The following is a 12707-nucleotide window of genomic DNA, read 5'->3' as shown; positions in this document are numbered from 1 at the left end:
CTTGACAACAACAACGCTGAACCATAAGATTCCCTATTCAACAACAAGCGCCCCAACAAGGGACGAAAATGGAAAACTCGACCTTCGACAAAAGTAAAAGCTACGAACGGGAAGCCGATATCCTGAAAGTTCTGGGTCATCCGGTCCGGCTCAAAATCGTGGCCGGTCTCCTCTCCGAATCCTGCAATGTCAAAAAAATCTGGGAATGTCTTGATCTGCCGCAGGCTACGGTCTCTCAACACCTGGCCCTCCTGAAAAACAAAGGCATAATTGAAGGACGACGCAACGGGGTAGAGGTTTACTATTCAGTTGTCTCCGTCCGAGCCCGCCGGATTATCGAGGCCCTGTTCGTGAACCTGACCCGGTCATGAAGCAGCTTTTTCTTCGACAGGGCCACGATCGACGGATCCGCAGCGGCCATCCCTGGATTTTCAGCAACGAAATCGACAGGATCGATGGGCAGGTCGAACCGGGGGATGCCGTGCAGATCCGCAGTGCCTCGGGGGAGGTCTTCGGCGTCGGCTATTACAATCCCCGGTCCCTGATCGCCGCCCGACTCCTGGGCGAACCCGGCGAAACGATCGACAGCCCGGAATTTTTCCGGACACGCCTGCAGAAAGCCGCCGACTATCGGAACAGCCTCTACGGCAACCGGGCCGCAGTGCGCCTGGTCTACGGCGAAGCGGACGGACTGCCCGGCCTGGTCGTCGATCGCTACAATCAGGTGCTGGTCGTCCAGTTTTTGACCCTCGGCATGGAACAACGCAGGGAAGCCATCCTGGCCGGCCTTAACGAAGTCTTCCAGCCGGAGGCCATTGTCGCCCGCAATAACGTCGCGGTGCGGGAACTGGAAGGACTTCCCCAAGAAGTGGAAGTCCTTCAGGGCGAACTGCCCGACCCCCTGATCATCACCGAACACGGACTGCGTTTTCATGTGGACGTCCTTCATGGACAGAAAACCGGCCATTTCCTCGATCAGAAGGAAAATCACCAGGCGCTCAAGGGGCGGGTGGAAAATCGCAGGGTTCTCGACCTTTTCTGCTATTCGGGCAGCTGGTCGATTCACGCCGCCCGGTTCGGTGCTCGTGAGGTCACCGGTGTCGATATTTCCCGGGGGGCTGTCGATCTGGCCGGGATGAACGCCCGCCTGAATTTCCAGGAAACCGTATGCTCCTTTCTCCAGGCCGACGTCTTTGAACTGCTGAAGGAGCTGCAGCATTCCGGTGAACGCTATGGAACGGTCATCCTCGATCCGCCCGCTTTCGTCAAGAACAAGAAGCGCATTCAGGAAGCGATTCGAGGCTATCTGACCATCAATCGCCGTGCCATGGAACTTCTGGAACCGGGCGGCTATCTCTTCACCTGCTCCTGCTCGCATCATCTCGATCGGGAAACCTTCCTCCACACCCTGACAACCGCTGCGCGCCAGGCCGGCCGCCCGTTCCGGCTTATGGAGACCCGTGGCCAGGCCTACGATCACCCGGTCCTGCTCAACTGCCCGGAAACCGAATATCTCAAGTGCATCGTTCTGCAGGCAGTTTAGCTCGCAAAACTCGCTAGCTCATGGCTCATGGCTCATGGCTAAGGGCTCAGGGCACTTAGCCTAATCTAATCCTCACTCCTCACTCCTCACTCCTCACTCCTCACTCCTCACCGATTTTACCCCGAACCCGTAAATAACCTCGTACGTCGCCGGGATGCCTCGTTCGCCTGCATATTGCTGTCGATAGCGGGCCATCATCCTGTGCATGATCCTTCGTGATGCCAGTCCCCGCGGCCGTAAGGGGCTGGCATTTGCAGCACCGATGTTCTTCAGACTTCTGAGCAGTTCGGTCACCTCTCCATGATACTCCACCAGCGTCTCCTGGTGCAGTTCAGGATGTTCGAATCCGGCCTCCCGCATCGCCGATAGGACAATTTCAGCATCGGGGAAGGTATGCAAATGACAAACCTGCCGACCCGCTTCACTTGCTGCGACACGGTAGGAATACTGCAATTCGCACAAAGTCCCTGAACCGAACAGGGCAAAGGCGAACCTGCCGCCTGGCTTGAGAACTCGGGCAATTTCAATGAAAGCCGGCCGAAGGTCCTCGAGCCATTGAAAGACCGAAGAGGAGGCGACCAGACCGATACTCGCCGTGGCGAACGGCAGGGTCTGGCAATCGGCATCCGTCCCGTTGCCGCATCCCACTCGTTCACAGGCTGATCGGGTCATGTCGTGAGACAGGTCGGACAGTATCAGGGAAACCTGGGGCCATGTGTTATTGAGGCGAGCCGCCAGCAGACCCGTGCCGGTGCCGATATCGACGACCGGTCCGGCCGGTGGTCCCTGTGCCGCGATCATGGATGCCAATCTTTCAACAACCGCCTTCTGCACCTCGGCGTGATGGTCGTAACTGCCGGCACTGCCGGAAAACTGCCGGCGAACTCTGCGAAAATCCACCTGATTGCCGATCATGCCTGCAGAAATTCCCTGAAAATGTCGCAACACCTGTCGAGCCTGGTCAAAAAAGGAGCGTGGCCGGCACTGTTCAGACCGGCAAAGATTGCGTTCGGCAGATGATCCGCCAGGTACCGGCCGGCCGCAACCGGTATGATTTCATCCCGCTCCCCATGCAAAACCAGAGCAGGCATTTTCAATCCGATCAGTTCTGCTCGGAGATCCCCCGAACAGAGGGTATGCAGGGCTGCCTGTGCGACCTCCACTTCGGGTATCCCGCCCTCATCGCCATTGAAGCTGAACGCCAGGACCTGTTCCCGCCTCTTCGCGGACAGTTCGTCGGACCCGAACTGCCGATTGAAAAAGTCTTCCAGAGTCTCCCGGTAACGGCGGCGCAGCCCCCGCTCCATAGCTTTGACCTGACCCTTTGGCAGCCCGTAGATCCAGCCTGCCTCCTCCTCGGCCAGGAACCGCGGAGTCGTGCTGACCAGCAGCAGGCGTCCGACCCGGGCAGGTAAAAGAGTACAGAGGCGCATCGCCACCTGGCCTCCAAGGGACCATCCCAGCAGATCGCATTCAGTAATGCCGAGAGCGTCGAGCCATTGCCGCAGATCGTCGACGAAATCGTCCAGCAGGTATCCGGAACCGTTTTCAGTACCCCCATGCCCGCGAAGGTCGGGGGCCATAACCCGAAAATTGTCCGCCATGGCCGGCAGGACCTCGGTGAAAACCGCCGCAGACAGAGACCAGCCGTGAAGCAGCACGAGCGGCCTCCCCCGGCCGGCCTCACGGTAAGCCAGACGGCGGCCATCCTTCAGTTGCACGACTTTCATCCCCTGAGCTCCTGCACGATCAGCCCGGCGGCCCGGTCGAGATCCTCAATGGCATGGTTGGCCATCAAAGTGGCCCGCAACCTGCTGCTGCCGCCAGGAACCGTGGGCGGGCGAATGCCCTGAACGAAAATACCCTGCTGAAACAGCCGGGCACTGGCCGCCATGGTCGGCTCCGGATCTCCAATGACGATCGGGACGATGGGAGCGGGATTGTCCGGCACAGCCAGGCCGCCCTCAAGGAGGCGGGCGACGAAATGCTGCCGGTTCTGTTTCAGCGATTTTCTCAATGCCGCTCCTTCGTCCGATTCGACGATATCCAGGGCGGCCAGGGCCGCTTCCGGGACCGCCGGTGGCAGGCTGGTGGAGAAGATGAAGGATCGGGCATGGTTGATCAGGGTATCGATGGCCGGATCAGGGCCTGCGAGAAAGGCACCGAAGCCGCCCAAAGCCTTTCCAAGGGTTCCCATGTGGAGATCGACGTCCCCGGCACAGCCCAAGAATTCGGCGGTTCCTCTTCCGGCGGAGCCCAGCACGCCTGTTCCGTGGGCGTCGTCCACCATCAGCAGGGCATCGAATCGCCTTTTGAGCTCAACCAATCCGTGGAGCGGCGCCAGATCCCCGTCCATGCTGAAAACGCCATCGGTCACGATCAGCCAGCGCCCTTTGCTGCGCAAAGCCTGTTCCCTTCTCATAAGCTCCTCGAGACTCGAGAGATTGCCATGGGGATAGACCAAAGTCCTGGCCCGGCTGAGGCGGCAACCGTCGATAATCGAGGCGTGATTCAGCTGATCGGAAAAAATGGTATCATCCGGGCCGAAAAGACCCTGTAGAACTCCGATATTTGCGGCATATCCGGAGTTGAACAGCAGGGCCCGGCTGGTGCCCTTGAAGGCGGCCAGCCGTTCCTCCAGGCGCCGGTGACTCTCCATGGATCCGGAAATGAGCCTGCTTCCGCCGCTGCCGGCGCCGAGGCGCTCCATTCCTCGCCGGGCCGCCGCGATGACTGCAGGATGCCCCGCCAGTCCGAGATAGTTATTGCTGCACAGCAGGAGCACGTCCTGCCCGTCCACCCGGATGCGCGGTCCCTGGGATCCTTCCACCAGGCGGAGGGAACGAAGCATGCCTCGATCGGAGAGTTCCTGGAGGTTGCTGCGCCATTTTTCCATGCTTACCCTTTCCAGGGGACGGGGTCCCGTAATACTCCGACCTGTTCAAAAAGCACCGGGGCCTTTTCCAAAAAAGTCAGCAAAGAGGGGATATCCGCTCCCGGGGCGATAAAAAAGGCCCGCCCTCCCCGCTCCTCGCCCATCGGCTTGAGATGAGGAAAGCGGACATAGCCAAGACTGGCGGCAGCCACATAGCCGGCGTTATAGTCGGGGTCATCCGACCAGCAGAGTTCTGCCATCACCTCGGGTGCAAGAGCGACCTTTCCAGCCAGGACCAGGGCTTCCCGCACGTGCAAATTATCCAGTTCCAGTCGGCGAAGGCCGGCGCGGAGCGATTCTTCGGCCTCGGCGGTCAAATCCATACGGCCGACCCGGACGCCCCGGAAAGGGTCTTCCTCGAGACGCTGACCGGTCAGGGCATCGATCAGCATCGCTCCCCGCATGCTCCGGCCGTCGGGAGCACACCCCTCGGCCATCCAGGCCATGGCCCTTTCTGCAGCCATTAGGGAAACGCCTGCTTCAACCAGCAGTTTCCCGGCTGCGGTTCGGCCTTGCCGCCAGTCATCGACGGAGAAGGTCAGCAGATCAGGGAGCTGCGCGTACCGGACAGTGGCGGCATCGAGACTTTCTATGGTCAAATGAATGTTTTCCGCACGGCCTCGGGAATGATTCAGGGCCCGGTTGACCATGGCAGCTGCCAGGCGCTCGAGATCACAAGTCGGCGCCAGTCGTTCGGCGCCGCTGAGATGCCCTCCGCTGCGAGAGGCACGCATGCGCAGACTGTACAGGGATTTATCCATGGCCAGCAAAACTAGCATGAGGTTCGATAGTTGTCAACTTTCCACAATTTTCTGGTTAACAAATCTGCCGAAAAAAAACCGCCCTCTGCGGGCGGCTGTGAAAGAGCAGACCCTCTGCGGAACAGAGAAAAGGATCAAGAAGAAAAAGTACTGACGACCTTCGCTGCCGAGAGCAGAAAGGGGCGAATCCGAGCAGCGATTCCCGCTGCATCCAGACCGCATCGGACACGCAGTTCCTGCTGGGTGCCCTGTTCGACGAAACCATCCGGCAATCCGATCCTCAGAAGTCTGGGCGACAGGCCGTGGATATTGAAAAGCTCGAGAACCGCGGAACCGAAACCTCCCTGCAGTACATTTTCTTCCACTGTAATGACCGCGCCGTGGCAGCGGGCTTCGTTCACCAGCAGATCCTCGTCGAGCGGCTTCAGGAAACGGGCATCGACCACCGACAGGGAAAGGCCTTCCGCAGCGAGGAGTTCAGCGGCTTTAAGGGCATCATGGCAGGTGGTGCCGAGGGTGAAAATAACCCCCTCCCGACCGTCGCGCAGTTTCTCTCCCCGGCCGATGGGCAAGGGTTCGGGAGCATCCTCGAGAGTCGTTCCTATCCCCCTGCCCCGAGGATAACGGTAAGCGAAAGGCCCTTCGACCAGCGGAGCGGTCACCACGGCACGCCGCAGCTCGGCTTCATCCCGGGGCGCCATAATGGTCATGTTCGGTATGTGACGCAGAAACGAGAAGTCGAAGGTCCCGTGGTGCGTGGGGCCGTCGGCGCCCACAAGACCCCCGCGATCGATGGCAAATGTGACAGGCAGGTTCTGCAGGGCCACGTCGTGCAGGATATTGTCGTAAGCCCGCTGCAAAAACGTGGAGTAGAGAGCGACAACCGGTTTCAAACCCTGACTGGCAAGCCCCGCAGCAAAGGTGACCGCATGCTGTTCGGCGATGCCGACATCGAAAAAGCGTTCAGGAAAACGCCGGGAGAATTCACCCAGCCCGGTGCCTTCTTCCATGGCAGCGGTAATGGCGATGATCCGTTCGTCCCTTTCGGCGAGCTCCGTCAGCGTCCTGCCGAACACACCGGTATAGGTGGCGATCCCCCCTTTGTCTCCCTTCACTTCACCGGTCTGCCCGTCAAAGGGTCCGACGCCATGGAACAGGGAGGGCTGCTTTTCGGCCGGCTGATAGCCCTTCCCCTTTCGGGTGACGACATGGACCAGAACGGGGCCTTCGAGATGGACCACGTTTTCCAGGGATTCGATGAGGCGGCCGATCCGGTGCCCTCCGAGAGGGCCGACATAATCGAAACCCAAAGCCTCGAACAGCATGCCGGGGGTGAAAAAGCCCTTCAAGGCCTCTTCGGCCCTGCGGGCTACCTTGAGCAGATCCTTGCCGACCCGGGGCACATGATTGAGAAAATTTTCCGCCTCCTTTTTCAACCGAACCGCCAGCTCGGAGGTCAATTTCCGGTTGATGAGCGAACTGATAGCTCCGACATTCGGGGATATGGACATCTCGTTGTCATTAAGAATGACAATGAGGTTCTTCTTCAGGTCACCGGCCTGGTTGAGTCCCTCGAAAGCCAGCCCTCCGGTCAGGGAACCATCGCCGATAACGGCCACCACCTTTTCGGTCCCGCCTTTGCAGTCCCGCGCGGCCGCCATCCCGAGGGCCGCGGAAATGGAAGTACTGGAATGCCCCACGTCGAAAGCATCATAAGGGCTTTCCGCCCGTTTGGGAAATCCGCTGATTCCACCCAGCTGCCTGAGTGTATGAAAACGGTCCAGACGACCGGTCAGCAACTTGTGGGCATAGGCCTGATGACCGACGTCCCAGACGATCTTGTCCTCAGGGGCATCCAGAACGCGATGCAGGGCGATGGTCAGCTCGACGACACCAAGGGAGCTGGCCAGGTGGCCCCCGGTTCGGGAGACGGTTTCAATGATCCTGGCACGAATCTCCTCTGCAAGGATCTCCAGATCGGCCACGCTCAGTTCCTTGAGCTGCCTCGGGGATTGCAGGGTCTGCAGAATACTCATCAGGAAAACTCCGTGAACGGAAGGTTCTATCCGGAAGATCCGGATGGAGGAATCGTTGTACTATCAGGAAATGCTGCTTTTTGCTTAGGGATGGAGGCGAAAAAAATCATCCCTCCACGGTTTCGGTCCAGCCCGGCGCAGTGCCGGATCAGAAAGACCGGTTGACAATATAATGGGCGATTTCCCGCAGGGGATCGGCCCGATGATCGAAACCGCAGAGAGCTTCGATGGCCAGGTCCCGAAGTTCCCGGGCCCGTTCCCTGGCGGTTTCAAGACCGAGAAGTGCCGGATAGGTCGCCTTGCCGCGAGCTGCGTCGCTGCCGACATCCTTGCCCAGCACGGCCTGGTCGCCGACGATGTCCAGAATGTCGTCGGCCACCTGAAAGGCCAGTCCTGCGGCTTCGGCATAGTCGGACAGGGCCTCGAACGATTCGGAGCCGGCCCCCCCCAGCAGAGCCCCTGCCTGCACCGAAGCCAGGATGAGGGCCCCGGTCTTGCGGGTATGAATATACTCCAATGTCGGCAGATCTATGTCACGCCCCTCCGATTCCATATCGACCACCTGTCCCCCAACCATGCCTTTCGACCCGGCGGCGAGGGCGATGATATTGAGGACACGGCACACCGTAGCGCCAGGCACCTTGTCCTGCTCGGGGGGCGAGGACAGAAGCCGGAAGGCTTCCGTCAGGAGTGCGTCCCCGGCCAGAATGGCAAGGGCCTCCCCATACACCTTGTGACAGGTGGGACGTCCGCGGCGAAAATCATCGTCATCCATGGCCGGCAGGTCATCGTGAATCAGGGAATAGGTGTGGATCATCTCCATGGCACAGGCCGCCGGCAGAACCCGCCCCGCATCACCGCCGACGGCCTGGCAGGCCGACATCATGAGAATCGGACGGATGCGCTTGCCGCCGGCAAAAACCGAATAGCGAATGGCCTGGTGCAGTTTCTGAGGCAGGGTATCTTCCGCCGGAAGAAATCGGTCCAGCGCCGCATCGACCTTCTGGCGGCACTCGTCGAGGTAGGTTTTGAGTTCCATTGCGTCTCCAGTCCTTAAAATATATATGCAGCCGCTAAGGGGCGTCTACCGATGAAAAATCCGGGCGTCGAAAAACCCTCCCCCGACCCGGAACCGGAGGAAGAGGAATTTAAACATTATTCCCGAAAATTTTCCACGACCAATGAACCGTTGTGCTGCTTGAGCAGCACTTCGATCTTGGTCTCGACGGCTTTCAGCTGTTCCTGACAGCGGGCTGCACAGCGCACCCCCTCCTCAAAACAGCTCAAAGCCTCTTCCAGCGAAAGTTCTCCGCTTTCCAGTTGCTCAACCACAGTTTCCAGGGATCGCAGATCTTTTTCAAAAGTTGAATCTTTGTTCATTTCATTATCCTTATCACAAAACCGGGCGTTCTTCGACCGATACCGGCAAAATGGTTTTTATGAATTATCGGCATCCGGGCCGGCATCCGTCAACCCTTTTCCCGGAAAACCTGTCCTGTTGACCTCCTCGACCACTGCAAGGGCCCGGCCCCGGGCGAAGCTGATGGCGAGGCGGTCCCCTTTTTTCAGCCGGTCGGCGTCACTCACCGGCAACCCTCCCGTTTCCGGTCTGACAATAGCGTACCCCCGGGCAAGGGTCCGCAGGGGTGACAGGGATTCCAACCGCCCGCAGCAGAAACGAAGGCGCGACGCCGCCGTATCCAGGCGACCCCGCATGGCCATGCTGGCTCTTCTCTGCAGATCCTCGACCCTGCGGCCTTGCAGCTCGAGGTCTCGTATCGGGGCACGGAGCCGATAGACCAGCCCTTTCATCCTTTCCTGCAACAGTTGCAGACGGGACCGCATCTGTCCGGAAAGACGCAGGACGAGATGATCCAGATGACTTTCAAGTGCGCGCCGCTCCTTGACCACCAGCTCGGCCGCCGCACTCGGGGTGGGGGCGCGCAGGTCGGCCACCAGATCTGCAATGGTAACGTCGACTTCGTGACCGACCGCGGAAATCACCGGGATGGCCGAGGCGAAAATGGCCCGGGCGACAGGCTCCTCGTTGAAAGCCCACAAATCCTCCATGGAGCCACCACCCCGTCCAACAATCAGCACGTCGGCCTGCCCATGACGATTGAGATCGCCGATCCCTTCAGCAATTTCGATAGCGGCGCCCTCCCCCTGCACCTTCACCGGACGCAGCAGGATCCTCAGGCCGGCGCCGCGCCGTCGCAGCACATTGAGGATATCGTGAATAGCCGCTCCGGTAGGCGAGGTGACGATCCCGATGGTCCTGGGAAAATCCGGCAGAGGACGTTTTCGAGCCGTATCGAAAAGGCCCTCGGCGGCCAGCCGCTTTTTCAGCTGCTCCAGGGCGACCTGGAGACTCCCCGCCCCCACGGGTTCCAGATGATCGACCAGCAACTGGATTTCCCCCCGCTGCGAGTAGACAGAAAGGCGCCCCCGGCAGATGACGCACATGCCGTTTTCCGGTCGAAATCCGAGCAGACGGTTCTGCATACGGAACATGACGGCCCGCAACTGGGCACGTTCATCCTTCAGAGAAAAATAGTAGTGGCCGGAGGAGGGGGTGGCGAAATTGGCCACTTCCCCGCAGACCACCACCTCGAGAAAGTTTTCCTCGACCACATCCCGCAGCAGAAAAACCAGGCGCGAAACACTCAGCACCTCGGTACCGGACACGTCGGGGGTTTTTATTGACATAAGACCTCAAATCCTTCTATACAACAGGTACCGCAGGAAGGAGAAAAGCATGCAGCATCCCTATGTGATTACCGTTTCCAGTGAAAAGGGCGGGGTCGGCAAAACCACCCTGGCCACCAATCTGGCGATCTACCTCAAGGCTCTCCATGAGGATCTCCCGGTCACACTGTTCAGCTTCGACAACCATTTTTCCGTGGACCGGATGTTCCGCATCGGCCGAGGCCAGCCCCGCGGCAGCGTGAAGGACCTGTTTTCCTCAGCCCGCATCGAAGATCTCGTCGAAACCGGGCAATACGGGGTCCAGTTCCTCTCCTCCAGCCAGGAACTCGAAACCATCAGCAGAAACCTGGATGATGTCTCCTGTCTGGCCAGGACCCTGGCGTCCGCCGACCTTCCCGGTATCGTCATCATCGATACGCGGCCTGCCATGGACATTTTTACCCGCAACGCCGTCTTCGCGGCGGACCGGGTTATTGTGCCGGTCAAGGATGCCCCCTCGCTGGAGAACTGCAGGCACCTGCAGCAATTCTGCGAGAAGCAAGGCCTTTCCAAAAGCATTCTGCGGCTGATCCCCTGTCTGATCGACTCAAGAATCCGCTACTCCGGGCCCTTCAAGGATGCCTACCAGTTGCTCAAAGCCTATGCCATCAATCGGGGCTATCGATGCCTGGAGGGGTATATCGCAAAAAGCCCCAAGGTGGAATCGCTGAATACCAACCCGGAAGGGAAAATCTATCCGATTCTGACTCATGGCCGTGGCACCAATGTCCATCTCCAGTTCAGCCATCTCGCCCGTCAGGTGATCCTCGACTTCAGGGCCTGCCAGAAACCCAGGATCGCCAGGTACAGCCAGGCCCTTCAGGAACGGGCGGAATCACGGCAGGAGATCTTCTGTTCCCTCCGCTCCAGCCTGCACGACAGATGTCTCATCTGTGGCAACCCGCTGCCGGACTTGTCAGCCGAAACCGGGCCCCTCTATTACGCGGAAACCTCCGACAGCCGCAAGGCCGGCTTTATTGAGGAAGACTGTTTCGCCGATCTGGTTTTTCGCCATTTCTACAATTCGGACAAGGAGATTCCTCCTGCAAGTCCTCTGCGTGAACTGTTCAGGGAATCCTCCCGGCGCTCCTATTTTGCCATTGCCCCTTTTGATACCGGCCAGGGGTATGATCCCGCCAGGGCAGTTTTCTGCCGATTGGACGATCAGGGCCAGGACGTATCGAAAAAGGTTCTCGAGCTGAAGGAGTTCCAGACCCGCTTTCTTTCCAGGGAAAGGACCAGACTTTTCCAGTTGGCGGCGGAAACCCTCCTGGATGACAAGGGGACTCCTTCCGGACGGTTGCTGCTGGTCAGACGGGTCGAGCGAAGGGAACCTGAAGAGATCCTGGGCGGCGAACTGCGCAGCCACTTCGAACGGGTCATGGCAGCCGTCATTGGACGACTGTCCGGCCATCCCGCCATTCCCGTTATCGAGAGATCCGAGTCACTCCGGCCGGATTTCGCGGAATCATGAGGAAGGCGGCCTGACCAGGCTCGAGGCCGGAACCACCTCGATCCCTTGCATCCGCAGGGTTTCCGCCTCCCTGGACAAAGCCTCGATGGTCTGTGGATAGGGATGGCAGATCCCGATGGCCTGTCCGTTCCGTCGGGCCAGCCCGGCCAACTTGCGAATTTCGCGGCTGATCGCTTCGACATCCCGCACATTGTCCAGGAAAACATCCCGAGCGGCGAAGGGGATTCCGGCCTGCCGGGCAACCCCTGGAGCCACCGACCGGGGGGTGGTGCGGCTGTCGATGAAAAAGAGCTTTCTTTTTCCAAGGGATTCAAATACCACGGCCATACCGTCCTGGTTTTCGGTGAAACTGGAACCCATATGGTTGTTCCCGCCGACGACATGAGGGATTTCCTTTAGGTAACCGGCCATTCGCTCTTCCAGCTCCCTTCTCGACAGACGGTTGAACAGGGCCCCCCTGCCGGGATCGGCCGCAGGGTAACTTTGAGGCTCCATCGGAATATGCAGCATGACTTCCCGTTTGCGGGAATGGGCCAGTTGGGCCACCTCCCGGGACTTGCCCACATGCGGCATGACGGCAAACGTGAGCGGCAGATCGATCTTCAAAAGGGCCTTGGCCGTTCCCAGATCCGCTCCGAGGTCGTCAACGATAATCGCAAGTTTCGGTTTCGGAGCAGGCGGCAGAACCTTTTTTTCGTCCTCCAAAAACCTGATCCGGAAAAGGACCTCTCCACCATGGCGAATGGTCATGGTCTTTTGCGGGGTAGACAGATCGAGCCGTGCATCAGGCGAAAGGGCGATCAGTCGTTCGGCGAGTTCCGTCAGAACCTTTTCCGCAGGCATCCCGGCCCGGACTTCATAACTCACCTTTTCGGCATCGGCCACTATCCGCAGCCGGTCGAAAGGCACACCGGCCCGCCATAGGGTACTGTCGAGCTCAAGCTGGATATCCAATATGAGAGAAGAACGATCGGGACTTTCAACGACTTCCGGTACGATCGGCGGGGGCGGCACGCTATGATAGGTCTGCCGCAGGTGCCCGAGCACCACCAGGCATAAGATCAGAAAACCGACTACGAACAAAGCCGCCAGCAGCAGCTTGATTCTCTGGCGGTCCCCGGGCCGACTTGTTTTGCGTCTGGCAGCGGATCTGCTGCGGCTGTTTTTTTTCCCCGACATTCTCGCGCCCAAAAAAACGGGGGGAAATCTC

At 59.3% G+C, this 12707-nt stretch carries 12 protein-coding genes; 3 read left to right on the top strand and 9 right to left on the bottom strand.

Annotated elements, in window-relative coordinates:
• The first annotated feature begins 68 nt into the window (after positions 1 to 68).
• Positions 69 to 371, top strand: coding sequence for a metalloregulator ArsR/SmtB family transcription factor (locus R2940_04330; protein MEZ4598998.1), 303 nt, complete (start codon positions 69 to 71; stop codon positions 369 to 371).
• A complete protein-coding gene (locus R2940_04325) occupies positions 368 to 1543 on the top strand; it encodes a class I SAM-dependent rRNA methyltransferase (protein ID MEZ4598997.1) in 1176 nt (391 codons plus the stop codon). The genes R2940_04330 and R2940_04325 overlap by 4 nt, the downstream gene beginning before the upstream one ends.
• Before the next feature lie 93 nt (positions 1544 to 1636).
• Here R2940_04325 and R2940_04320 read toward each other — a convergent pair whose 3' ends face one another.
• The 8 genes from R2940_04320 to xseA form a co-directional block, all read right to left on the bottom strand.
• Positions 1637 to 2458 carry a methyltransferase domain-containing protein gene (locus R2940_04320; GenBank protein ID MEZ4598996.1) on the bottom strand — a complete coding sequence of 274 codons (822 nt, stop codon included), beginning with the start codon at positions 2456 to 2458 and terminating at the stop codon, positions 1637 to 1639.
• A complete protein-coding gene (locus R2940_04315) occupies positions 2455 to 3273 on the bottom strand; it encodes an alpha/beta fold hydrolase (GenBank protein MEZ4598995.1) in 819 nt (272 codons plus the stop codon). The genes R2940_04320 and R2940_04315 overlap by 4 nt, the downstream gene beginning before the upstream one ends.
• Positions 3270 to 4439: an 8-amino-7-oxononanoate synthase gene (bioF, locus tag R2940_04310; protein ID MEZ4598994.1), complete on the bottom strand. Its 1170-nt coding sequence runs from the start codon at positions 4437 to 4439 to the stop codon at positions 3270 to 3272. The genes R2940_04315 and bioF overlap by 4 nt, the downstream gene beginning before the upstream one ends.
• A gap of 2 nt (positions 4440 to 4441) precedes the next feature.
• Positions 4442 to 5257: a 6-carboxyhexanoate--CoA ligase gene (locus R2940_04305; GenBank protein ID MEZ4598993.1), complete on the bottom strand. Its 816-nt coding sequence runs from the start codon at positions 5255 to 5257 to the stop codon at positions 4442 to 4444.
• A 116-nt stretch (positions 5258 to 5373) separates the two neighbouring features.
• Complete coding sequence (dxs, locus tag R2940_04300; GenBank protein MEZ4598992.1) at positions 5374 to 7275, bottom strand: 1-deoxy-D-xylulose-5-phosphate synthase; 1902 nt, start codon at positions 7273 to 7275, stop codon at positions 5374 to 5376.
• 148 nt (positions 7276 to 7423) lie between these two features.
• Positions 7424 to 8314: a polyprenyl synthetase family protein gene (locus R2940_04295; GenBank protein ID MEZ4598991.1), complete on the bottom strand. Its 891-nt coding sequence runs from the start codon at positions 8312 to 8314 to the stop codon at positions 7424 to 7426.
• Positions 8315 to 8430: 116 nt separating this feature from the next.
• Positions 8431 to 8655, bottom strand: coding sequence for an exodeoxyribonuclease VII small subunit (xseB, locus tag R2940_04290; GenBank protein MEZ4598990.1), 225 nt, complete (start codon positions 8653 to 8655; stop codon positions 8431 to 8433).
• A 57-nt stretch (positions 8656 to 8712) separates the two neighbouring features.
• Positions 8713 to 9984 (bottom strand): exodeoxyribonuclease VII large subunit, encoded by a 1272-nt coding sequence (gene xseA / locus R2940_04285; GenBank protein ID MEZ4598989.1) that lies wholly within the window; start codon positions 9982 to 9984, stop codon positions 8713 to 8715.
• A 49-nt stretch (positions 9985 to 10033) separates the two neighbouring features.
• Here xseA and R2940_04280 point away from each other — a divergent pair, with 49 nt between their 5' ends.
• A complete protein-coding gene (locus R2940_04280) occupies positions 10034 to 11497 on the top strand; it encodes a ParA family protein (protein MEZ4598988.1) in 1464 nt (487 codons plus the stop codon).
• Here the strand turns inward: R2940_04280 and R2940_04275 are convergent.
• A complete protein-coding gene (locus R2940_04275) occupies positions 11492 to 12676 on the bottom strand; it encodes a divergent polysaccharide deacetylase family protein (protein ID MEZ4598987.1) in 1185 nt (394 codons plus the stop codon). The genes R2940_04280 and R2940_04275 overlap by 6 nt on opposite strands.
• Positions 12677 to 12707 lie beyond the last annotated feature (31 nt).

It is taken from the genome of Syntrophotaleaceae bacterium, assembly GCA_041390365.1.
GTDB lineage: Bacteria > Desulfobacterota > Desulfuromonadia > Desulfuromonadales > Syntrophotaleaceae > JAWKQB01.
The sequence above is the reverse complement of the archived record's forward strand: the minus strand, read 5'-3'. Positions and strand labels throughout refer to the sequence as shown.

Coding starts and splice junctions, on each gene's coding strand:
- R2940_04330 (MEZ4598998.1), top strand. CDS start 69: ATGGAAAACTCGACCTTCGACAAAAGTAAAAGCTACGAACGGGAAGCC.
- R2940_04325 (MEZ4598997.1), top strand. CDS start 368: ATGAAGCAGCTTTTTCTTCGACAGGGCCACGATCGACGGATCCGCAGC.
- R2940_04320 (MEZ4598996.1), bottom strand. CDS start 2,458: ATGATCGGCAATCAGGTGGATTTTCGCAGAGTTCGCCGGCAGTTTTCC.
- R2940_04315 (MEZ4598995.1), bottom strand. CDS start 3,273: ATGAAAGTCGTGCAACTGAAGGATGGCCGCCGTCTGGCTTACCGTGAG.
- bioF (MEZ4598994.1), bottom strand. CDS start 4,439: ATGGAAAAATGGCGCAGCAACCTCCAGGAACTCTCCGATCGAGGCATG.
- R2940_04305 (MEZ4598993.1), bottom strand. CDS start 5,257: ATGCTAGTTTTGCTGGCCATGGATAAATCCCTGTACAGTCTGCGCATG.
- dxs (MEZ4598992.1), bottom strand. CDS start 7,275: ATGAGTATTCTGCAGACCCTGCAATCCCCGAGGCAGCTCAAGGAACTG.
- R2940_04295 (MEZ4598991.1), bottom strand. CDS start 8,314: ATGGAACTCAAAACCTACCTCGACGAGTGCCGCCAGAAGGTCGATGCG.
- xseB (MEZ4598990.1), bottom strand. CDS start 8,655: ATGAACAAAGATTCAACTTTTGAAAAAGATCTGCGATCCCTGGAAACT.
- xseA (MEZ4598989.1), bottom strand. CDS start 9,984: ATGTCAATAAAAACCCCCGACGTGTCCGGTACCGAGGTGCTGAGTGTT.
- R2940_04280 (MEZ4598988.1), top strand. CDS start 10,034: ATGCAGCATCCCTATGTGATTACCGTTTCCAGTGAAAAGGGCGGGGTC.
- R2940_04275 (MEZ4598987.1), bottom strand. CDS start 12,676: ATGTCGGGGAAAAAAAACAGCCGCAGCAGATCCGCTGCCAGACGCAAA.